This window comes from Nonomuraea sp. NPDC050383 (assembly GCF_044459125.1).
Classification (GTDB): Bacteria; Actinomycetota; Actinomycetes; order Streptosporangiales; family Streptosporangiaceae; genus Nonomuraea.
This window is the reverse complement of record NZ_JBITIP010000003.1, coordinates 392,439-412,906: the sequence shown is the minus strand read 5'-3', so window position 1 is coordinate 412,906 and position 20,468 is coordinate 392,439. Positions and strand designations below refer to the sequence as shown.

Below are 20,468 nucleotides of genomic sequence, written 5' to 3'. Positions count from 1 at the left end.
CGTGTCCGGCCTGTCGTGCCGGGGCGGCCGGTCCGGGCCGCCGCCCGGGGACACGCGCCGCTGTCACGGGCAGCCTTGGAGGGTCCGTGGGGGATTTTGACATGAGATATCCCTGTCGTACCTTGGTGGGCGGAGGGGAGTACCCGAAACCGTCAGGGTCGTCAATACGGCGAGCCCCGAGGCCCGCCCGGTCCTGACGCCGTCTCGCGCGCGAGAGCCGTGGGAGGGCGGGGAGACCTCCGGCCGACGACATCGGACCGGAGGCATCACGTTGGACGTCCCCTTCTGGGCCTGGCCTGCCGTGCTGGGCGTGATCGCCGTCATGCTGGCGATCGACCTGTTCTCCCATCGGCGTGCGCACGCGGTCGGTGTGCGCGAGGCCGCGTTCTGGTCGGCGATCTGGATCGCGCTCGGCCTGGCCTTCGGCGCCGTGATCTGGTGGCTGTGGGGAGCCGAGCTCGCCGGGCAGTACTACGCCGGCTACCTCATCGAGAAGTCGCTGGCGGTCGACAACGTCTTCGTCTTCGCGATCATCTTCAGCTACTTCGCGGTCCCGGCGCGCTACCAGCACCGCGTGCTGTTCTTCGGGGTGCTGGGCGCGCTGGTGTTCCGCGGCGTGTTCATCGCCGCCGGCTCCGTGCTCATCGCGAGCTTCTCGTGGGTCCTGTACGTGTTCGGCGCCTTCCTGGTGCTGACCGGGATCCGGATGGCCCGTCACCGGGACGAGAGCATCGATCCGGGCAGCAGCAGGACGCTGCGCCTGTTCCGCAGGCTGATCCCCGTCACCGACGACTACCACGGTCAGCGGTTCCTGGTGCGTCAGAGCGGCCGCTGGGTGGCCACGCCGCTGCTGGCGGTGCTCGTGCTGGTCGAGGTCAGCGACATCGTCTTCGCGGTGGACTCGATCCCGGCCGTCTTCGCGGTCACCTCGGAGCCGTTCCTCGTCTTCACCTCCAACGCCTTCGCCATCCTCGGCCTGCGGGCGATGTACTTCATGCTCGCCGGCCTGATGCACCGGTTCACCTACCTCAAGCTGGGCCTGGCGCTGGTGCTGGTCTGGGTGGGCGTGAAGATGCTGCTCCTGGAGGTGTACAAGATTCCGACGGCTCTCTCACTGGGGGTGGTCGCCGCGATCCTCGTCACCGCGGTCACGGCGAGCCTGCTGCGCTCCCGCGGTCAGGACAAGGGTCAGGAGGAGCGGGAGGAGGCGGTCAGCGAGGCTGTGGAAAGGTGATCGGCTCGCCGCTCATCAAGCGCTCGAACGTCTGCCGCATCGAGTCGGCGTCGTTGAGGTGCGGGAACGGCTCCGCGGGCGCCTCGACGCCGAGGAAGCCGCACAGCGGCTCCCACCCCTCGCGCACGTCGAACACGAGCAGGCGCTTCGCGGGCACGTCCGCCTTGACGGCGGCCACGTGCCGCTCGAACGCCTCGACGGCGTACTCCTCGTCGGGTACGCCCTGCCCGAAGCTCCAGCCGGGGCCGAAGTACGACCGCCCGATGGCCTCCAGGACCGGCCCCATCCGGCCCATGCCGGTGAGCATCGCGCGGACGGGCTCAGGAAGCTCCTCGAACGGCCGGCCGTTCATGGTCGCCGCGGCGGCCCCGGGACCGGACAGGAGCATGTTGATGCTCGGATACCAGGAGCGCGGGTCGCGGACGGTCAGCACCACCTTCGCGTCGGGATAGACCTCGGCCAGCTCGCGCCAGTAGTGGCTGGCCGGCCAGTCCTGCGCCGACCGGTAGCCTCCCGCGAACACCCGGTCCCACCCTTCCCGGCCGCGGACCTCGCCGGCCGTGACCGAGTGCCACCGATCCACGTGGTCGGGATGGGTCATGACCTCGAACATGTGATAGCACGGGCCGAAGCCGAGGCGCTCCAGCGCCGCCTTCATCGAGGTCGTCCCGGTACGCGGCAGGCCCGCGCCGATGACTTCGAGCATGTCCCTCTCCCTCACCGTGGTCGTCGGCATGACGACCTCACGCTAGGTCGGCGCCCGCCAGAATTCAACGTCTGTAGATTTTCGGCCGACCTGAAACTTTCAACCACCGGGCACCCCGCGCCGACCCCGCCGAACAGGACAAACACCCGCGATCTCCCCGGCCGCCGCATGGCCGGGACGGGCACGTTCCTACAGCTCAGAGCACCCACGTTGATACCTTGCCCCCGATCGCGCGCCCCCCGCCGGCACGCCTCCCGCGATCCCCCCACCGGCTCATTCGGAACCCGAAAGGCCACCACCGTGAAGTTGCTCCCGCGCCCGCTCCGCGGACGTGCCGCCCTCGCGATCGGCGCCGTCGCCGCGCTCACCCTCGGAGGAGTGGCGGTCACCCCCGCCGTCACCGCCGCCGCCGCCACCGGCTGCGCCGTCACCTACACGGCCAGCACCTGGCAGGGCGGCTTCAGCGCCAACATCTCCATCAAGAACCTCGGCGACCCCGTCAACGGCTGGACCCTCGGCTTCACCTTCCCGGACGCCGGCCAGAAGGTCGTCCAGGGCTGGTCGGCCACGTACGGACAGAACGGCGCCGCCGTGACCGCGCGCAGCCTGAGCTACAACGGCTCGCTCGCCACCAACGCCTCGACCACCATCGGCTTCAACGGGAGCTGGACGGGCGCCAATCCGGCGCCCACCTCGTTCACGCTCAACGGCGTCACCTGCACCGGCTCCACGACCCCCGGCCCGACCCCCACGGTGACCCCGACCGTCCCGCCCACGGACGGCACCCCCGTCGGCATCAACGGGCAACTGCGCGTCTGCGGCGTCAACCTCTGCAACCAGTACAACAAGCCCATCCAGTTACGCGGGATGAGCACGCACGGCCTGCAGTGGTTCGCCAAGTGCTACAACACCGCCTCCCTCGACGCGCTCGCCAACGACTGGAAGGCCGACCTGCTCCGGATCTCCATGTACGTCCAGGAGGACGGCTACGAGACCAACCCGCCGGCCTTCACCGCCCAGGTCAACAACCTCGTCGACATGGCCGAGGCGCGCGGGATGTACGCCCTGATCGACTTCCACACGCTGACTCCCGGCGACCCCATGTACAACCTCGACCGCGCCAAGACGTTCTTCGCCGCCGTCTCCACCCGCAACGCCGCCAAGAAGAACGTCATCTACGAGATCGCCAACGAGCCCAACGGCGTGAGCTGGTCGACCATCAAGAGCTACGCCGAGCAGGTCATCCCCGTCATCCGCGCCAACGACCCGGACGCCGTCGTCGTGGTCGGCACCCGCGGCTGGTCGTCGCTGGGCGTGTCGGAGGGCGGCAACGAGAGCGAGGTCGTCAACAACCCGGTCAACGCCGCCAACGTCATGTACACCTTCCACTTCTACGCCGCCTCCCACGGGGACTCCTACCGGGCGGCGGTCAGCCGGGCGGCCACCCGCATCCCGCTGTTCGTCACGGAGTTCGGCACGGTCACCTACACCGGCGGTGGCACGGTGGACCTCGCCAGCACCACGACCTGGCTGAACCTGCTGGACCAGTACAAGATCAGCTACGCCAACTGGACGTACTCCGACGCCGACGAGAGCAGCGCCGCCTTCAAGCCGGGCACCTGCTCCGGCAGCACATACGCGGGGACGGCCGTCCTGACGCAGTCGGGCACGTACATGCGCGACCGCATCCGCACCCCGGACGCCTTCCCGACCGGCTGACCCCGCCGCCGCGAACGGGCCCGCGGAGACCCGGCTACGCGCCGAGAGCCGTCTCCGGCGGGCCCGTGTGGCCGACGCGGCGATACCACTCGTTGGCCAGCATCTGGGCGCGTGCCTGCTCGGGCAGGCCGGTCAGCAGGGTCATCGACGCGCCGCGTCCCACCTCCGACGCGTGCGCGTGCATGGCCTCCCACTTGCGCTCGGCCCATCGCCCCACGTCGAGCCGCGTGGTGACCTGCTCGTCCGGGACGCCCGGCAGCGTCTGGCCCGGCTCCGGGTCCGTCCCGAACACCGACCGCCAGTGCGACACCACGACGGAGCGCGGAACGGTCGACAGGTAGAGGGCCCGGGGCCGCCACGGCTCGCCCGTGCCGGGGTGGAGCTGGTCGTACCCGGCCGCCTCCACCGCGGCCATGGTGACCCGGTGCGCGTGGACGTGGTCGGGATGCCCGTAGGAGCCGTACGCATCGTAGGTGAGCACCACGTCCGGCCTGAACCGCCTGATGTGCCCGACGACCCGTCCCACCGCCTCGTCGAACGGCACGTCCAGGAACCGCGGGGCGCCGGGAGCCGACTCGGGCTTGTTCGCGTCGGCGTAGCCCAGCAGCCTCGGCTCGCCCGCGCCGAGGATGCCGAGCGAGCGCTCCAGCTCCCCGGCCCGCACGGTCCCCTCGGCCCAGGTGCACGTGACGACGGCCGTCCTGGCGCCCTCGTCGGCGTACCTGGCCAGCGTGCCGCCGGTCCAGATGGCCTCGTCGTCGGGATGGGCATGGACGCACAGCACTCCGAAGCCCGCCACGGCACCCTCCTTGATGATCACGGGCGGCCATCGTAGCGCCGGGACTCAGCGGAGGCGGGCGATCAGGGGAGCGTGGACCACTGGCAGGCGCGTTCGAGCGTGCCATAGGGCGGGAACTGGTCGACGAGCTGGGTGATCACCAGCAGCCGGGCCATGATGCCGTGCACGCCGATCAGGCGTAGCCCGCCGCCGCGGGCCTCGGCCTGGCGCTGGCAGTTGATGAGCTGCCAGAGCCCGCTGGAGTCGCAGAAGCTCAGCCCGGCCATGTCCACCACGATCCTGGGCCGCTCGGCGGACAGCGGCTCGCCGAGGGCATCGGCCAGCAGGTGCTGCGTGCTCATGTCGAGCTCGCCCGTCAGGTGGACCACCGCGACATCGCCGTGCCGCTCCGTCCCGATCGCAAGGCGTGTCATGTCGCCGCCTCTCCGTCGCTGCGTCGATGCCGTCGCCGTCGCGACGGGCACCAGCGGGGATCCTGTCCAGCGTATCCGCACGTCCGAGCCGCGCTCCAGGTCGTGGCCCAACTGAGACGGTCGCCGCCCTGGAACTTCAGCATTTCGGTACGTTTGGCGACATGTCACTCGCCCCAGCCACCCCCTCCGAGGCGATCCGGCCGGTGACCCGCAGGCTCGCCTGGCTGGACGCGCTGCGTGGCGTCGGCGCGCTGGCCGTGGTGGGTGAGCACCTGCTCACCTGGTCCATGCCGTGGCTGCGGCCCACGCAGTTCAACCTCGGCGTCTACGGCGTGCTGGTCTTCTTCATGGTGAGCGGGTACATCATCCCGGTCTCGCTGGAGCGCGGCGGCGACGTGCGCGCCTTCTGGATCGGCCGCTTCTTCCGGCTCTACCCGCTCTACCTCGCCGTCCTGGGGCTGATGCTGGCCCTGTCATGGTGGATCCCCGTCCGCCAGGAGGTGCCGCGCGAGCCGCACGCGGCCGCCGCCCACGCCACGATGCTGCTGGACGTGGTCGGTGTCGGCGGCGTCGTCAACACCATGTGGACGCTGTCGTACGAGATGGTCTTCTACCTGGTGGTCGCCGCCCTGTTCGCCGTCGGGGCGCACGCGGGCCGTGGCCTGATCGCGGTGGTGCTGGGCGCGGCGGCGCTGGTGGCCGGCGTCACCATGTCCTCGGCGCCGCTGTCGGGAGCGTGGCCGGCGTGGATCTCGCTCGGCGTCTTCGCCGCCGGGATGGCGTGCGTGCTCACGGGGCGGCTGTCCACGCTCGCCTCCTGCGTCCTGGGGGTGATGGGGCTGGCGCTGCCGCTGCTGAGCAGCCGGGTGCCGTGGTTCGGGCTGGCGATGCTGGCGGTGATGTTCGCCGGCACCGCGATCCACCGGTGGGAGCGCGGCTCGGGCTCCCTGTGGCCGGTCGCGCTCACCCTGGCCGCCGTGGCCGCCGTCCCGATCTGGGCGATCAGCGCGGGCTGGTGGTGGGTGCGACCGGACGTGTGGATCACCACGATCGCCCTGGCCGCCGCCACCTTCGCCGGCGGCATGGCGTTACGCGCCCGCCGCCTGCCCGGCCCCCTGACCTGGCTCGGGGGCATCAGCTACTCGCTCTACCTGACGCATCTCCCGATCCTCCTCGTGATGATGGAGATCCTGGGGGAGCGGCGCTGGTCCCCCCTGCCGCACCAGCTGGCCACCGTGGCGGCCGCCCTGCTGCTGATCCTGCCGGCCAGCCGCCTCACCCATCGCCTCATCGAGCAGCCCATGCAGCGTCTCGGCCGGCGCCTGGCCCGCGGGGGCTCGTCAGAGCCGGCCCGCTGAGGATTCGAGCGGGCCGGCCCCGTCGAAGATCTCCTCGCGGGCGGCGACCGCGGACAGGTCGTCGGGCTGCAGCTCCGCCGACATCTCGGCGTGCACCGTCGTCCGGTAGCGGTCGGTCTCCCGCCTGATGTCCTCCTCGTCCCAGCCGAGCACGGGCGCGATGAGCTCCGCCACCTCGGACGCGACGCCGATGCCCCGGTCACGCTCCTCGATGGAGATGCGGGTACGGCGCACCAGCACGTCCTCCAGGTGCAACGCCCCCTCGTGGGTGACCGCGTACACCGCCTCCGCCCGGAGGTAGTCCGCCGCCCCGGTCAGGGGCTCGCCGAGCGAGGCGTCCGCCTCGATCAGCCCGATGAGGTCCTCGACGGCCGAGCCATAGCGCCCGAGCAGGTGCTCGACGCGGGCGACGTCGATGCCGGCGCGCGCGGCGAGCCGGGTGCGGCCGTTCCGCAGCGCCTCGTACCCCTCCGCCCCGAGGAGCGGCAGCCGGTCCGTCACCGACGGCGGCACGGCCGCGTCCAGCTCCCGTACGGCCACGTCCACGGCGTCCTTGGCCATGACCCGGTAGGTGGTGTACTTCCCGCCGGCGATGACGACGAGGCCGGGCGCGGGCCGGGCGACCGTGTGCTCCCTGGACAGCTTGGCGGTGTCGGAGGCGTCCCCGGCCAGCAGCGGCCGCAGCCCCGTGTACACGCCGTCGATGTCCTCGTGCGTGAGCGGCGTGCCCAGCACCTGGTTGACGTGGTCGAGCAGGTAGTCGATGTCGGCCCGGCTGGCCACGGGACGGCCCTTGTCGAGGTTCCAGTCGGTGTCGGTGGTGCCGATGATCCAGTGCCGTCCCCACGGGATGGTGAACAGCACGCTCTTCTCCGTACGGAGGATCAGGCCGGTGTGGAGGGTGATCCGGTCGCGCGGAACGGTGATGTGGACGCCCTTGGACGCCCGGACGCGCAGGCCGCCCTCGTTGCCCGCCAGCTGGGCGGTCTCGTCGGTCCAGACGCCGGTGGCGTTGATCACCTGGCGGGCGCGCACGACGATCTCGCGGTCGCTCTCCAGGTCGCGCACCCGGGCGCCGGTGACCCGAGCCCCGTCGCGCTCCAGCGCCGTCATGCGCGTCCGGGTCGCGACGGCCGCCCCGTACCCGGCGGCGGTGCGCGCCAGCGTCATCGCGAACCGCGCGTCGTCGACCTGCGCGTCGTAGTACTGCACCGCGCCGATGAGCGCCTCCGGGTGCAGGGAGGGCGCGGCGGCCAGCGCGCGGCGCCGGCTCATGTGGCGGTGGCGGGGCAGGACGCGCCCGCCGTCGAGCATGTCGTAGAGGGCGATCCCCGCGCCGACGTAGAGCCGCTCCCACAGCCGGTGCCGCAGCGGGAACAGGAACGGCACCGGGCGCACCAGGTGGGGCGCGAGCCTGGTCAGCAACAGGCCGCGTTCCTTGAGGGCCTCCCTGACCAGCTTGAAGTCGAGCTGCTCCAGGTAGCGCAGACCGCCGTGGACGAGCTTGCTCGACCGGCTCGACGTGCCCGCCGCCCAGTCCTGGGCCTCCACGAGCGCGACGGAAAGGCCACGGGACACCGCGTCGAGCGCCGCGCCGGCGCCCACGACGCCGCCGCCCACGACCAGGACGTCGAACTCGTCGTCGCCCATCCGTCGCAGCGTCTCCGCGCGGTACGCCGGTCCCAGCGGTACAGATGTCACAGTAAGGCTCCTCATCTCAGAGAATCGTGCGGGCCCGGGGCCGCGGCCCCGCATGGGCGTGCGGGGCCACGGTCCGGGCGGTCGTGCGGCTCAGCCGACGTCGACCCAGTCGAGGGTGCGGGTGACGGCCTTCTTCCAGGTGGCGTAGCCCGCGTCGCGCTGGTCCTGCGACCAGGTGGGCTCCCAGCGGCGATCTTCCTGCCAGTTCTGCTTGAGCTCGTCGGTGGACTTCCAGAAGCCCACGGCGAGCCCGGCGGCGTAGGCGGCGCCGAGCGCGGTCGTCTCCGCCACCACGGGCTTGGAGACGGGGACGCCGAGGACGTCGGCCTGGATCTGCATGCACAGGTCGTTGGCGGTGACGCCGCCGTCCACCCGCAGCACGTCGAGGGTGACGCCGGAGTCCTGGCGCATCGCCTCGACCACGTCCCGGCTCTGGTAGCAGATGGACTCCAGGGTGGCCCGGGCGATGTGCGCGTTGTTGTTGTAGCGCGACAGGCCGACGATCGCGCCGCGGGCGTCGGAGCGCCAGTACGGGGCGAACAGGCCGGAGAAGGCGGGCACGAAGAACACCCCGCCGTTGTCCTCGACCTGCCGGGCCAGGGACTCGCTCTGCTCGGCGCCCGAGATGATGCCGAGCTGGTCGCGCAGCCACTGCACGGCCGAGCCGGTCACCGCGATGGAGCCCTCCAGCGCGTACACCGGAGCCTCCTGGCCGAACTGGTAGCACACCGTGGTGAGCAGCCCGTGCTTGGAGTGGACCGGGGTGGTGCCGGTGTTGAGCAGCAGGAAGTTGCCGGTGCCGTAGGTGTTCTTGGCCTCGCCGACCCCGAAGCAGACCTGCCCCACGGTGGCGGCCTGCTGGTCGCCGAGGACGCCGCCGAGCGTGATCTCCGCGCGCAGCGGGCCGTCGGCGCGGGTGTGCCCGAACCCCTCGGCGTGGGAGGAGGGCACGATCTTCGGCAGCATCTGCCGCGGGATGCCGAAGAACGACAGCAGCTCGTCGTCCCAGTCGAGGGTCTCGAGGTTCATGAGCATGGTGCGGCTGGCGTTGGTCACGTCGGTGACGTGCCGCCCGCCGTCGGTGCCGCCGGTCAGGTTCCACAGCAGCCACGTGTCGGTGGTGCCGAAGATCGCCTCGCCGGCCTCGGCCGCCTCGCGCACCCCTTCGACGTTCTCCAGGATCCACTGGATCTTGCCGCCGGCGAAGTACGTCGCGGGCGGCAGACCGGCCTTGGCGCGGATGACGTCGCCCCTGCCGTCGCGGTCCAGCGCCGAGGCGATCCTGTCCGTGCGGGTGTCCTGCCAGACGATGGCGTTGTAGTACGGCCGGCCGGTGGCGCGGTTCCACACCACGGAGGTCTCGCGCTGGTTGGTGATGCCGAGCGCGGCCAGGTCGGAGGCCACGAGATTCGCCTTGGTGAGCGTGGTCTCGATCACCGCCCGGGTGCGCTCCCAGATCTCCGTCGGGTTGTGCTCGACCCAGCCGGCGCGCGGCAGGATCTGCTCGTGTTCGAGCTGGTGGCGGGCGATCTCGCTGCCGCCGTGATCGAAGATCATGAAGCGGGTGCTCGTCGTTCCCTGGTCGACGGCTCCGACGAAGTCCGGCATGGAATCGTGCCTCCTCAACGGGATGGGGTGGTGGTCAGGCGTTCTCGAGCGAGTCCTTCTCCGGAACCCGGCCGGGCTCGGGGCCCTCCGCGATCGGCAGGAACCGTCCCACCAGGAGCTGGTAGAGGCCGGCGCCGAGCAGACCGCCGATGATGGGCCCCACGATGGGCACCCAGAAATAGAGCTGTCCGTACTGGTCTCGCCAGGCCGTGTGATACCCGGTGATGAACGACGCCAGACGTGGCCCCAGGTCGCGGGCCGGGTTGATGGCGTACCCGGCGTTGGTGCCCCAGGCCATGCCGATGGCGACGACGATCAGGCCGATGATGAACGGCGCGAGGTTGGCGAGCGGCGGGGTGCTGTGGACGTCGGTGACGGCCAGGATCAGGAACAGCAGGATCGCGGTGCCGATCACCTGGTCGCGGAAGGCGCCCCAGGTCCCGACCGGAAGCACGCCGTTGCCGGGCAGGGTGGAGAAGACGCCCTGCGTCTTGACGGTGTGGCCAGGATCGACCTTGGCCAGCACCTCGGCGTAGTTGAAGCGGACGATGAGTGCTGCCACGAACGCCCCCGCGATCTGTGCCAGCGCGAACGGCGCCACCTTCCGCCATTCGAAGCCCTTGAACACGGCCATGGCGATGGTGACGGCCGGGTTGAGGTGCGCGCCGCTGATCCGCGCCGCGACGTAGACGCCCAGGGTCACGCCGAGCCCCCAGGCCCACGCGATGCTGTCGTGGTCCCCGAAGCCGCCCGCGACCACCTGGGCCACCACACCGACGCCGAACAGGATGAGGATCAGGGTGCCCGCGAACTCGGCGGCCAGCTCGCCGAGCATGGTACGGGCCTTCAACCGTTCCGCCATGTCTCCTCCTCGAAGTGCCCGGCCACATCGCCGTCCTCGGGCAGGAACGGATGCCGCCGAAGGCATGAAGTCCGGTGAGGCGACCACCACCTCACGGATGACTTGGAAGCTAAGTGAGGAAAACCACAGCGTCAACGACATGGTGCCGACAATGTCGAACACTAGTCAGCTATGACATGCGGGATTATGGTCTGATGCTATGGGGCAGCGCACATCGCGCCCTGTATGAGGTGATATGTGTAATTTTTTTCTTGACCACTGCCGACATTGTCGAACGTCGGCCGCAGAGGGCTAGGCTCGATGCCGTGCCTGGTCCAGTGCAGTCCATCCAGCGAGGAGCCGCCATCCTCCGCCTCCTCGCGCGCAGCTCGGGAAGACTCGGCGTGGGAGAGATCGCCACCTCGCTCGGGCTGCCCCGCGGCACGGCCCACGGACTGCTCCGCACCCTGCAACTGGTCGGCTTCGTGGAGCAGGACGGGGCGACGGGCAAGTACCAGCTCGGCGCGGCCCTGCTCCACCTCGGCACGAGCTACCTGGACGTCAACGAGCTCCGCTCACGCGCGATCAACTGGGCGGACGCGCTCGCGGCGCGGAGCTGCGAATCCGTCAAGATCGGCACCGTCCTCGACGGCCAGGTCCTCGTGGTGCACCACGTCTTCCGTCCCGACGACACCCTGCAGACCCTCGACGTCGGCTCGCTGATGCCGATGCACGCCACCGCCCTCGGAAAGGTGCTGCTGGCCTTCGACTCCGGCGCGAGCGCCGCCCTCGGCAACGGGCCGCTGGAGGCGTACACCCGCCGGACCATCGTCGCCCCCCGGGATCTGGCCCGCAGCCTGGCGGGCATCCGCGAGGTCGGGTGGGCCTCGCAGGTGGAGGAGATGGCCGTCGGCGAGGCCGCCATCGCCGCTCCCATCCGCGGTCACGGCGGACTCGTCGTCGGAGCCATCGGGATCTCGGGCGCCGTCGAACGGATATGCGACGCCAAAGGCCAGCCCAACACCGTCCTGGTGACGTTCGTGCGCGACGCCGCACGCGCGGTCTCCCGGGACCTCGGTGCCTCGCGCTGGTGACACCTAACTCATACATACCGAGGTGAACGCCATGGCCGCGCGCTACGTAATGTCCATCGACCAAGGTACGACGTCGACCCGGTGCATCATCTTCGACCAGCAGGGACGCCTGGTGTCGGTGACCCAGCGCGAGCATCGCCAGCACTTCCCGCACCCCGGGTGGGTCGAGCACGACGCCGTCGAGATCTGGCGCAACCTGGAGCGCATCGCCCCCGCGGCGCTCCGCCAGGCGGGGGTCGGCCTGGACCAGCTCGCGGCCGTCGGCATCGCGAACCAGCGGGAGACCACCCTCCTGTGGGACCGGAGCACCGGCCTGCCCCTCCATCGGGCGATCGTGTGGCAGGACACCCGGACGAACGCGCTGGTCGACGACCTGGCCGCCCGTCCCGACTCCTCGATGGTGCAGAAACGCTGCGGCCTGCCGCTGGCCACCTACTTCTCCGCCCCGCGCGTGCGCTGGCTGCTCGACGAGACCCCCGGGCTGAGGGAGCGCGCCGAGCGGGGCGAGGTGCTGTTCGGCACCATGGAGACCTGGCTCATCTGGAACCTCACCGGCGGCCCCGGCGGCGGCCTGCACCTCACCGACGTCACCAACGCCAGCCGCACCCTGCTGATGGACCTGACCACGCTGGAGTGGGACGACGACCTGCTCGACTTCTTCGGCGTCCCGCGCGCCATGCTGCCGCAGATCCGGCCCTCGACCGAGACGTACGGGGTGGCCAGCCGCGTCCTGCCCGGCGTCCGCATCGGCGCCGCGCTGGGCGACCAGCAGGCGGCGCTGTTCGGCCAGACCTGCTTCGCGCCGGGCGAGGCGAAGTGCACCTACGGCACCGGCGGCTTCCTGCTGCTCAACACCGGCGACGAGCCGGTCCGCTCCACCCACGGGCTGCTCACGACCGTCGGCTACCAGGTCGGCGCCGAGCCGGCGGTGTACGCCCTGGAGGCGCCGATCGCCGTCACGGGGGCGCTGGTGCAGTGGTTCCGCGACGGTCTCGGCCTGATCAACAGCGCTCCGGAGATCGAGACGCTGGCCAAGACGGTGGACGACAACGGCGGGTGCTACATCGTGCCGGCGTTCGCCGGGCTGTTCGCCCCGCACTGGCGGAGCGAGGCCCGCGGCGTCATCGTCGGGCTCACGTCCTACATCACCAAGGGGCATCTCGCGCGGGCGGTCCTGGAGGCCACCGCCTGGCAGACCCGCGAGGTCGTCGACGCCATGAACGCGGACTCCGGGCTCGACCTGCGCGGTCTCAAGGTCGATGGCGGCATGACCGCCGACAACCTCCTCATGCAGTACATCGCCGACGTGCTGGATGTCCCGGTCGTCCGCCCCATGGTGGCCGAGACCGTCTCACTCGGGGCCGCGTACGCCGCCGGGCTGGCCGTCGGCTACTGGCCGGACCTGGAGGGCCTGCGCCGCAACTGGCACCGCGCCGCCCAGTGGCTGCCGGCCATGGACCCGAAGCGCCGCGACGAGGAGTACGACAACTGGCGCCGGGCCGTGGAGCGGACGTTCGGCTGGATGCGCCCGCACCACTGACGCCCGCTCACCCGGCCCGCTCACCCGGCCTGCTCACCTGGCGGGCGCCTCCTGGAGCGGGAAGTGGCAGGCGGCCGCGTGCAGCGGCTCGCCCAGGGACGGCTCCAGCGGCGGCACGTCCTGGGCGCAGACGTCCTCCGCCTTCCAGCAGCGGGTACGGAACCGGCACCCCGACGGCGGGTCGAGCGGGGAGGGCACCTCGCCCTTGAGCAGGATCCGCTCCCGCCGCGCCCCCTGGCTGACGTCGAGCACCGGCGCCGCGGACATCAGCGCGGCGGTGTAGGGATGGCGGGGCCGGTCGAAGACCTGCTCCGTCGGGCCGGTCTCGACGATCTTGCCGAGGTACATGACCGTGACGCGGTCCGCGACGTGGCGGACCACGGACAGGTCGTGGGAGATGAAGACGTACGACACCCCGAGCCGGGCCTGGAGGTCGGTGAGCAGGTTGAGCACCTGCGCCTGGACCGACAGGTCCAGCGCCGACACCGGCTCGTCGCACACGATGACGTCCGGTTCGAGCGCCAGCGCGCGGGCGATCCCGAGCCGCTGGCGCTGGCCTCCGGAGAACTCCTGCGGATAACGGCGCGCGTCGCTCGCCCGCAGCCCCACCATGTCGAGCAGCTCGGCCACCCGCTTGCCGCGCTCCTTGACCGGCACCAGGTCACGGTGCGTGCGCCACGGCTCGCCGACGATGTCCTCGGCGCACAGCCGGGCGTTCAGCGACGCGAACGGATCCTGGAACACCATCTGCACCCGGCGCCGCCACTTCAGCAGCTCCTTGCCGCGCAGCGCGAACGGGTCCACGCCCTCGAACCGGACAGTGCCCTGGTCAGGGCGTTCCAGCATGAGCAGCACCCGGGCGAGGGTCGACTTGCCGCAGCCGGACTCCCCGACCAGGCCCAGCGTCTCGCCGTGCCCGAGCCGCAGGTCCACCCCGTCGAGTGCGCGCAGCCGGTTGCGGCCGGAGGCGCCGCGGGCCACGTGGAAGGACTTGCTGACCCCTGTCACCTCCAGCAGGGGAACGGCCGTCTCCTTCGCCGCGAGGGTGGGCGTGGCGGGCTCAGTCATCGGTCAGCTCCCTCCAGTGGTGGCACGCCGACAGACGGCCGGGGCCGGTCTCGACGAGGACAGGGCGCTGCTCCGCGCACACGTCGCCGGCCATCGGGCAGCGCGCGCGGAAGGCGCATCCCGAGGGCACGGAGTGCAGGTCGGGCGGGCTGCCCGGGATGGACTTCAGGGTGGTGCCGCGCGCCACCTCGGCCGGCACCGAGTCCAGCAGGCCGCGGGTGTAGGGGTGGCGGGGGCTGGAGAAGACGTCCGCCACCCGGCCGGTCTCGACGACGGCGCCCGCATACATGACGGCCACGTGGTCGGCCTGCTCGGCCACCACCGCGAGGTCATGGGTGATCAGGATCAGCGCCGTCTGCTGCTCGGTGCGCAGCTCGCGCAGCAGCTCCATGATCTGGGCCTGCACGGTGACGTCGAGGGCGGTGGTGGGCTCGTCGGCCAGCAGCACCTTGGGGTGCAGGGCCACCGCCAGCGCGATGAGCAGCCGCTGCCGCATGCCGCCGGAGAACTGGTGCGGATAGGCGCTCACGCGGGCGCCCGGCTCGGGGATGCCGACCCGTTCCATCAGCTCGACGGCCCGCTGCCGCGCCGCGCGGCGCGACAGGCCCTGGTGGATCCGGAACGGCTCGGCGAGCTGGGCGCCGACCGTCTGCACGGGGTTCAGCGCGGTCAGCGCGTCCTGGAACACGATGGACAGACCGGGACCGGCCAGCTTGCGGCGCTGTGCCGGCGACAGGGTGAGGATGTCGGTCCCGTCCAGGCGCACGGCGCCGCCGGCGACGTGCGCCACCGGGTCGAGGAGGCCGACGATGGCCTGCGCCGTCATGCTCTTGCCGCAGCCCGACTCGCCCAGGAGCGCCAGCGTCTCGCCGGAGCGGACGGAGAAGCTGACCTCGCGCACGGCGCGGACCGTCCCGGCGGGGGTCCTGATGTCGACGGCCAGCTCGTCGACCTCCAGCACCGGCCGTCCCGGCTTCGCGGCGGCGATCGCCGTGCCGTTCGACTCGCTCACGCCCGCACCTCCTTGATCTTGCGCCGGGAGCGGGGCAGGGTGAGCCGCCACCGCTGTCCGGGGTCCATGGCCAGCCGCGCCCACGAGGCGAGGACGGTCGCCGAGACGGTGGTCACCACGATGGCGAGACCGGGGAAGACGGCGATCCACCAGGCGCTCTGGAGGACCTGCCGGCCCTGGGCGACCATCAGGCCCCAGCTCATGTCCGGCGGCTGGATGCCGATGCCGAGGAAGCTCAGCGACGATTCGGTCAGCATCACGAAACAGAAGTCCAGGGTCGCGACGGTGAACAGGGTCGGCAGCACGGTCGGCGCCACGTGCCGGCCGATGATGGCCCAGCTGCCGGTGCCGAAGGTCCGCGCCGCGTCGACGAACAGCCGGCTCTGCAGCTCGGCCGACTCCGCCCGCGCGGCCCGCAGGTAGATCGGGATGCGGGCGACGGCCAGGACCAGGACGATGTTCATGGCACTGGGCGAGAAGACGTACAGCACGACCACGGCCAGCAGCAGCGAGGGGAAGCTGAGGATGACGTCGGCGATCCGCATGGAGACGTTCTCGCGCCGGCCGCGGTGGTAACCGGCCCACATGCCCCAGACCGACCCGATGACCAGCGAGATCAGGACGGCCGGGACCGAGACGGAGAGCGTCGTGCGGCTGGCCACGATGAGCCGGGCCAGCACGCTGCGCCCGAGCGAGTCGCTGCCGAGCAGGAACGCGAAGCCGTCGTCGAGGCTGAACGGCGGCCGGTTGACCGCCCGCAGGTTCTGCCGGGTGGCCAGGTCGCCGAGCAGGATCGGCCCGATGATGGCGCACGCGGCCACGACCAGCAGGATCACCACCGCCACGCAGGCGAACCGGTCCCGCAGCAGCAGCCGCCACCAGGTGACCCGCCGGACGGCGGCGGGCCCCGCGGCGGGGGTCTCGGCGGGCCGCTCCGGCCCGGCCTGAGTCGTGGACATGAGGTCTCCGTTGGTCATGTCGTCACGCCCTGGCGGACACGGGAGTCCAGGATCGCGTAGCAGGCGTCGATGACGATGTTGAGCGCGAAGATCGTGAGCGCGGTCACCAGGACCGCGGCCTGCAGCACCGCGAAGTCACGCTGCAGGATCGAGGTGATCATCAGCTTGCCGATGCCCGGCCAGCCGAAGATCGTCTCGACGACCACGGCCCCGTTGACCAGCCCGACCGTGAGGTCTCCGGCCACGGTCAGCGCCGGAGGGGCGGCGTTGCGCAGCGCGTGGCCGAACACCACGCGGATCTCGCCCGCGCCCTTGCTCCGCGCCACCTTGATGTACGGCGCGGACAGCGCGGTGACCATCGCCCCGCGCACCACCTGCACGAGCACGCCGAACGGCCGGATCAGCAGGGTGAGCACGGGCAGCACCCACGCCGCCGCGCCCTCCGTGCCCGAGGTGGGCAGCCAGCCGAGGGCCACGGCGAAGACCAGGACGCCCATGATGGCGAACCAGAAGTCCGGCATGCTCGCCGCGGTGGTCGAGGTGAAGCTGGCGACCCGGTCCGCGACGGAGTTGGGACGGTAGGCCGCCCAGCTCCCGACGACGACGGCGCCCAGGATCGCCAGGATCATGGTCGCCCCCGCGAGCTGCAGCGTCGCCGGGAACGCCCGCAGCACGGCCTCGGCCGCCGGCTGCGCGGTCCGCAGCGACTCGCCGAAGTCCAGCCGTACGACCTGGCCCAGGTACTCGCCGAACTGGACGAGCAGCGGCTGGTCGAACCCGTGCCGGGCGGAGAACTCGGCCCGCATCTCCGGCGTGGCGCTGAGCGGCAGGTAGAGGTTCGCCGGGTCGCCGGTGAGACGCGCCAGGCAGAACACCCCGAGGACCACGATGACCAGCGGGATCGCGCTGGAGACGATGCGACGCCGCAGGAAGGTCAGCACACGCGTTCCTCTCAGCCGGCCGGGTGCATGTCGGCGAGGCGCATCTCGTCGTTCGTGGCCGCGTTGGGCTTGTAGGAGACCTTGGGCGACAGGGCGAGGATGCCGGTCATGTGCGCCATGACCGCGTCCCGCACGACCTCCTTGTTCTGGTACTCCAGCGCCTTGGCGAACGCCGCCTGGCGCTCCTCCGCGGAGGCCTGCTCGGCGGTGTTGATCAGGTTGTCCAGCTCGGCGGTGCCGTAGCTGCTCTGGGCGCCCTTGCTGCCGTAGATCTGGCCCATCGTGAAGGCCGCGTCACCGGCCTGGTTGCCGTGCTGGGCCTGGAGCAGGGTGGGGCCGGGGTCCTTGGGGAACGGGCGCAGCAGGTACTCCAGCCAGGCGTTCACGTCGAGCATCTCGATCTTCACCGACAGCCCGGCCTCGATCAGCGAGTTCTGCACGACCTCCATCGCCTCGGCGGCCTTGGGGTAGATCCCGTTCCGGCCGATGATCTTGATGGGGGTGTCCGTGGGGACGCCGGCCGCCTTGGCCTCCGCGATCAGCTTCTTGGCCTGGGCCATGTCGTACGGCCACGGCTGGATGGCGGTGCTGTGTCCGGTCACGCCTTCGGGGACGAGCTGTCCCGCCGGCTTGCCCAGCCCGGCGAAGACCGAGGCGACGAGGCCGCTCCGGTCGATGGCGTAGTTGATCGCCTGGCGCACGCGGATGTCGTTCAGCGGCGGCCTGGTGGCGTCGATGCGCAGGTAGGAGGTCTCGTTGTTGGGGAACTGCACGGCCGAGTCGCCGGCGCCGTCCTCCGGGGCGAGGCCGATGGCCACGTCCGCCTCGTCACTCTTGACCATGGCCGCGCGGATGCTGCCCTCGGTACGCCAGACGTACTCGGCGGCGGCGAACTCGGGGGCCTTGCCCCAGTAGCCGGCGAACCGCTCCAGGCGGAGGCTGCGGCCGGTGTCCCACTTCGCCAGCTTGAACGGGCCGGTGCCGACGGGCTCGCGGACCTTGCCGGTGGTGCTCGTGGTGGTCGGCACGACCTCGACGAACGACAGCCGCAGCGGCAGGATCGGGTCGGGCTTGGCGGTCTTGACCTTGAGCGTCGCGTCGTCCACGGCCGTCGCCGTGAGCTTGATGCCGCCGAAGACGTAGCCGTTCACGTTGCAGTCGATCTTGGAGCCGAGGGTGCGGTCGATGGAGAAGGCCGCCGCCTTGGCGTCGAACGCGGTGCCGTCGTGGAACTTCACGCCCTTGCGCAGGGTGAAGGTCCACTCGGTCGGCGAGTCCTGCTTCCACTCCGTGGCCAGCGCCGGCTGGAGCGCCCCGGTGCTGGGGTCGCGCTCGGTGAGCGCCTCGGTGATGTTGGCCCGGGTGACACGCCCGGTGGCGGTGAGGGAGGCGTCACACGGCTCCAGCGTCGGGGGCTCCTCGGGCAGCACGATGCGGACGGTGGCCGCCGCCGCTCCGGACGAGGGCTCCGGGTCGCTGTTCGCGACCGAGCAGGCGCCGGCCGACAGGATCGTGCCCAGTGCCAGGAGGGCTGAGGCCGCCTGACGGCGGTGAGGGGTGTTGAACACGCGCGGTGTTGTGGTCATGGTTCCTCCGAAAACGCCTGCTGCCGGTGCCGGGCAGGCGACGTGCTATGCGACGGGCGTCGCGCTGAGGGCGGCGAGCCCGCGGTCGATGATGCGGGCGAGCTGCTCGCGGTGCTGCGGTGTGACCTGGGCCAGCGGCGCGCGGACGGGTCCCGCGGAGCGGCCGCGGATCTCCAGCCCGGCCTTGACCAGGGAGACGGCGTAGCCGGGAGTGGTCTGGCGCAGCTCGGCGAGCGGGGCGTAGAACTCGCGCAGCAGGAGGTCCTGGGTCGCCTCGTCGCCCTTCTCGAACGCCTGGAAGAACGCGACGGCGACCTCCGGGAGGAACGCCAGCACCGCCGAGGAGTAGGCGCGGGCGCCGAGACCGACATAGGAGCGGGCGAAGACCTCGGCGGTCGGCATGCCGTTGAGCAGGGGGAGCCGTCCGCCGGTGGCGATCTGGATGAGCTGGAGCAGCTCCATGTCGCCGTGCCCGTCCTTCAGCGCGACGATGTTGTCCACCTCGGCGAGCTCGGCCACCGCCTCGGGCGAGAAGATCGCGGTGCCGCGCTGGTAGAGGATCACGTCCAGGTCCGTGGCGGCGGCCACCTCGCGGTAGTGGGACACGAGCCCGGCCTGCGGACCGACCTGGAGGTACGGCGGAAGCGCGAGCACGCCGTCGGCCCCGGCGGCCTGCGCGGCACGGGCGAACTCCGCGGCCGTCCGGGTGCCGCCGCCGACGCCGGCGAGCACGGGGGTGGCGCCGGCGACGTGCTCGACGGCCGCGCTCACCACCGCCTGGTGCTCGGTGGCGGTCAGGGATGCCAGCTCACCGGTCCCGCAGGCGACGAAGATCGCACCCGGCTTCGCGTCGAGCACGTCGGTCAGGTGGGATCGGAAACGGGACAGGTCCACGTCCCCCGACTCCGTGAACGGAGTGACGGGGAAGGCGAGCAGACCGGTCAGCGTGGCGGCGACCCGCGGGACGGTGGAGGACATCAACGGCTACCTCTTGTCTACATATGGAGACCGCATCTATATTTGTAGCCGAGACATTAAGTTGGTGTTTCCATAAACGTCAAGAGGGGTGTAGATGGGGATCATGTCCCCCAATGCATCGACCGGCCCCCCCGAGACCGGAGGAGGCGTCCGCAGCGTCAAATCGGCCGAGCGGACCATCGCCGTGCTCGAATACCTCAGCTCCGCCAAGGAGGCGTGCTCGCTGCGCGACGTGTCCACCGCGCTGGACATGCCCCGGGCCAGCGGTTACGCGCTCCTCACCACCCTGGTCAACACGGGATGGCTGGAGACCGACGGCGTCGGCCGTTACCGGATCGGCATCCGAGCGCTGCGCGCCGGGGCGGCGTACGTCGAGCGGGACGACGTGGTCCAGCGGGCGCAGCCGGTGATGAACGAGCTGAACGCCGAGCTCGACGAGACCGTGCACCTGGCACGTCTCGACGGATCCGAGGTCGTCTACCTGGCCACCAACATCTCCCGGCACTCCCTGGCCGTCGTCTCCCGGCCCGGCCGGCGGCTGCCGTCATGGGCGACCGGCCTCGGCAAGGCCATCCTCGCCGAGCGTCCCTGGGAGGAGGTGGACGAGCTCCTGCCGGAGACCCTGGAGCCGCGCACCACCCACACGATCACCGACCGCGCGGCGCTGTGCGGCGAGCTCCAGGAGATCCGGCGCCGCGGCCACGCCGTGGACGAGCAGGAGTCCACCATCGGCCTGCGCTGCTTCGCCGTCGCGCTGCACTTCGGCTCCGCGGTCCCCAACGAGGCTCTGAGCTGCTCCATCCCCCTCGTCCGCCTCAGCCCGGAGCGGGAGGAGGTGATCGTGGCCTCCCTGCTCCGTGCCCGGACGCGCATCACCAGCTGATCGTTGGTCGCGACGCCTCCAGGGCCTG

Annotated in this window: 18 protein-coding genes; 6 read left to right on the top strand and 12 right to left on the bottom strand. The window is 71.3% G+C overall.

Going from position 1 to position 20,468, the window contains the following annotated elements; translation table 11 throughout:
• The first annotated feature begins 271 nt into the window (after window positions 1-271).
• Window positions 272-1,234 (top strand): TerC family protein, encoded by a 963-nt coding sequence (locus tag ACIBG4_RS10215; protein WP_397201537.1) that lies wholly within the window; start codon window positions 272-274, stop codon window positions 1,232-1,234.
• Here the strand turns inward: ACIBG4_RS10215 and ACIBG4_RS10210 are convergent.
• Window positions 1,212-1,940 carry a sulfotransferase family protein gene (locus ACIBG4_RS10210; RefSeq protein WP_397201536.1) on the bottom strand — a complete coding sequence of 243 codons (729 nt, stop codon included), beginning with the start codon at window positions 1,938-1,940 and terminating at the stop codon, window positions 1,212-1,214. The genes ACIBG4_RS10215 and ACIBG4_RS10210 overlap by 23 nt on opposite strands.
• A 300-nt stretch (window positions 1,941-2,240) precedes the next feature.
• Here ACIBG4_RS10210 and ACIBG4_RS10205 point away from each other — a divergent pair, with 300 nt between their 5' ends.
• Window positions 2,241-3,659 (top strand): cellulase family glycosylhydrolase, encoded by a 1,419-nt coding sequence (locus tag ACIBG4_RS10205; RefSeq protein ID WP_397201535.1) that lies wholly within the window; start codon window positions 2,241-2,243, stop codon window positions 3,657-3,659.
• A 34-nt stretch (window positions 3,660-3,693) separates the two neighbouring features.
• Here ACIBG4_RS10205 and ACIBG4_RS10200 read toward each other — a convergent pair whose 3' ends face one another.
• Window positions 3,694-4,479 (bottom strand): PIG-L family deacetylase, encoded by a 786-nt coding sequence (locus ACIBG4_RS10200; protein WP_397201534.1) that lies wholly within the window; start codon window positions 4,477-4,479, stop codon window positions 3,694-3,696.
• Window positions 4,480-4,520: 41 nt separating this feature from the next.
• Window positions 4,521-4,871, bottom strand: a complete 351-nt coding sequence (locus ACIBG4_RS10195) for an STAS domain-containing protein (RefSeq protein ID WP_310707921.1) — start codon at window positions 4,869-4,871, stop codon at window positions 4,521-4,523.
• A 161-nt stretch (window positions 4,872-5,032) separates the two neighbouring features.
• Here ACIBG4_RS10195 and ACIBG4_RS10190 point away from each other — a divergent pair, with 161 nt between their 5' ends.
• Window positions 5,033-6,229 (top strand): acyltransferase family protein, encoded by a 1,197-nt coding sequence (locus ACIBG4_RS10190; RefSeq protein WP_397201533.1) that lies wholly within the window; start codon window positions 5,033-5,035, stop codon window positions 6,227-6,229.
• Here ACIBG4_RS10190 and ACIBG4_RS10185 read toward each other — a convergent pair.
• From ACIBG4_RS10185 to ACIBG4_RS10175, 3 genes are all read right to left on the bottom strand, one after another.
• Complete coding sequence (locus tag ACIBG4_RS10185) at window positions 6,212-7,945, bottom strand: glycerol-3-phosphate dehydrogenase/oxidase (RefSeq protein ID WP_397201532.1); 1,734 nt, start codon at window positions 7,943-7,945, stop codon at window positions 6,212-6,214. The genes ACIBG4_RS10190 and ACIBG4_RS10185 overlap by 18 nt on opposite strands.
• Before the next feature lie 75 nt (window positions 7,946-8,020).
• Window positions 8,021-9,538, bottom strand: coding sequence for a glycerol kinase GlpK (gene glpK, locus ACIBG4_RS10180; protein ID WP_397201531.1), 1,518 nt, complete (start codon window positions 9,536-9,538; stop codon window positions 8,021-8,023).
• 34 nt (window positions 9,539-9,572) lie between these two features.
• Window positions 9,573-10,400 carry an MIP/aquaporin family protein gene (locus ACIBG4_RS10175; RefSeq protein ID WP_397201530.1) on the bottom strand — a complete coding sequence of 276 codons (828 nt, stop codon included), beginning with the start codon at window positions 10,398-10,400 and terminating at the stop codon, window positions 9,573-9,575.
• A 305-nt stretch (window positions 10,401-10,705) separates the two neighbouring features.
• Here ACIBG4_RS10175 and ACIBG4_RS10170 point away from each other — a divergent pair, with 305 nt between their 5' ends.
• Window positions 10,706-11,473: an IclR family transcriptional regulator gene (locus ACIBG4_RS10170; protein ID WP_310707925.1), complete on the top strand. Its 768-nt coding sequence runs from the start codon at window positions 10,706-10,708 to the stop codon at window positions 11,471-11,473.
• Between the two features lie 31 nt (window positions 11,474-11,504).
• Window positions 11,505-13,013, top strand: a complete 1,509-nt coding sequence (gene glpK / locus ACIBG4_RS10165) for a glycerol kinase GlpK (RefSeq protein WP_397201529.1) — start codon at window positions 11,505-11,507, stop codon at window positions 13,011-13,013.
• A 33-nt stretch (window positions 13,014-13,046) separates the two neighbouring features.
• Here the strand turns inward: glpK (ACIBG4_RS10165) and ACIBG4_RS10160 are convergent, their stop codons facing one another.
• The 6 genes from ACIBG4_RS10160 to ACIBG4_RS10135 are packed head-to-tail and all read right to left on the bottom strand — an operon-like array spanning window position 13,047 to window position 19,557.
• Window positions 13,047-14,081, bottom strand: a complete 1,035-nt coding sequence (locus ACIBG4_RS10160) for an ABC transporter ATP-binding protein (protein ID WP_397201528.1) — start codon at window positions 14,079-14,081, stop codon at window positions 13,047-13,049.
• On the bottom strand, window positions 14,074-15,093 hold the full coding sequence (locus tag ACIBG4_RS10155; protein WP_310707928.1) for an ABC transporter ATP-binding protein: 1,020 nt from the start codon (window positions 15,091-15,093) through the stop codon (window positions 14,074-14,076). The genes ACIBG4_RS10160 and ACIBG4_RS10155 overlap by 8 nt, the downstream gene beginning before the upstream one ends.
• Window positions 15,090-16,052, bottom strand: a complete 963-nt coding sequence (locus ACIBG4_RS10150; protein WP_355438465.1) for an ABC transporter permease — start codon at window positions 16,050-16,052, stop codon at window positions 15,090-15,092. Before ACIBG4_RS10150 ends, ACIBG4_RS10155 begins: the two co-directional genes overlap by 4 nt.
• A 14-nt stretch (window positions 16,053-16,066) precedes the next feature.
• The gene (locus tag ACIBG4_RS10145) at window positions 16,067-16,993 is read right to left on the bottom strand and encodes an ABC transporter permease (protein WP_355438463.1); all 927 of its coding nucleotides are present in this window, start codon (window positions 16,991-16,993) and stop codon (window positions 16,067-16,069) included.
• 11 nt (window positions 16,994-17,004) lie between these two features.
• Window positions 17,005-18,579 carry an ABC transporter substrate-binding protein gene (locus tag ACIBG4_RS10140; RefSeq protein ID WP_310707931.1) on the bottom strand — a complete coding sequence of 525 codons (1,575 nt, stop codon included), beginning with the start codon at window positions 18,577-18,579 and terminating at the stop codon, window positions 17,005-17,007.
• Between the two features lie 45 nt (window positions 18,580-18,624).
• The gene (locus tag ACIBG4_RS10135; protein WP_397201527.1) at window positions 18,625-19,557 is read right to left on the bottom strand and encodes a 5-dehydro-4-deoxyglucarate dehydratase; all 933 of its coding nucleotides are present in this window, start codon (window positions 19,555-19,557) and stop codon (window positions 18,625-18,627) included.
• A gap of 103 nt (window positions 19,558-19,660) precedes the next feature.
• Between ACIBG4_RS10135 and ACIBG4_RS10130 the strand changes: the two genes are divergently transcribed.
• A complete protein-coding gene (locus ACIBG4_RS10130; RefSeq protein WP_397201526.1) occupies window positions 19,661-20,440 on the top strand; it encodes an IclR family transcriptional regulator in 780 nt (259 codons plus the stop codon).
• Window positions 20,441-20,468: the final 28 nt, after the last annotated feature.

Coding starts and splice junctions, on each gene's coding strand:
- ACIBG4_RS10210 (WP_397201536.1), bottom strand. CDS start 1,940: ATGCTCGAAGTCATCGGCGCGGGCCTGCCGCGTACCGGGACGACCTCG.
- ACIBG4_RS10195 (WP_310707921.1), bottom strand. CDS start 4,871: ATGACACGCCTTGCGATCGGGACGGAGCGGCACGGCGATGTCGCGGTG.
- ACIBG4_RS10190 (WP_397201533.1), top strand. CDS start 5,033: ATGTCACTCGCCCCAGCCACCCCCTCCGAGGCGATCCGGCCGGTGACC.
- ACIBG4_RS10185 (WP_397201532.1), bottom strand. CDS start 7,945: ATGAGGAGCCTTACTGTGACATCTGTACCGCTGGGACCGGCGTACCGC.
- glpK (WP_397201531.1), bottom strand. CDS start 9,538: ATGCCGGACTTCGTCGGAGCCGTCGACCAGGGAACGACGAGCACCCGC.
- ACIBG4_RS10175 (WP_397201530.1), bottom strand. CDS start 10,400: ATGGCGGAACGGTTGAAGGCCCGTACCATGCTCGGCGAGCTGGCCGCC.
- glpK (WP_397201529.1), top strand. CDS start 11,505: ATGGCCGCGCGCTACGTAATGTCCATCGACCAAGGTACGACGTCGACC.
- ACIBG4_RS10160 (WP_397201528.1), bottom strand. CDS start 14,081: ATGACTGAGCCCGCCACGCCCACCCTCGCGGCGAAGGAGACGGCCGTT.
- ACIBG4_RS10150 (WP_355438465.1), bottom strand. CDS start 16,052: ATGTCCACGACTCAGGCCGGGCCGGAGCGGCCCGCCGAGACCCCCGCC.
- ACIBG4_RS10140 (WP_310707931.1), bottom strand. CDS start 18,579: ATGACCACAACACCGCGCGTGTTCAACACCCCTCACCGCCGTCAGGCG.
- ACIBG4_RS10135 (WP_397201527.1), bottom strand. CDS start 19,557: ATGTCCTCCACCGTCCCGCGGGTCGCCGCCACGCTGACCGGTCTGCTC.
- ACIBG4_RS10130 (WP_397201526.1), top strand. CDS start 19,661: ATGTCCCCCAATGCATCGACCGGCCCCCCCGAGACCGGAGGAGGCGTC.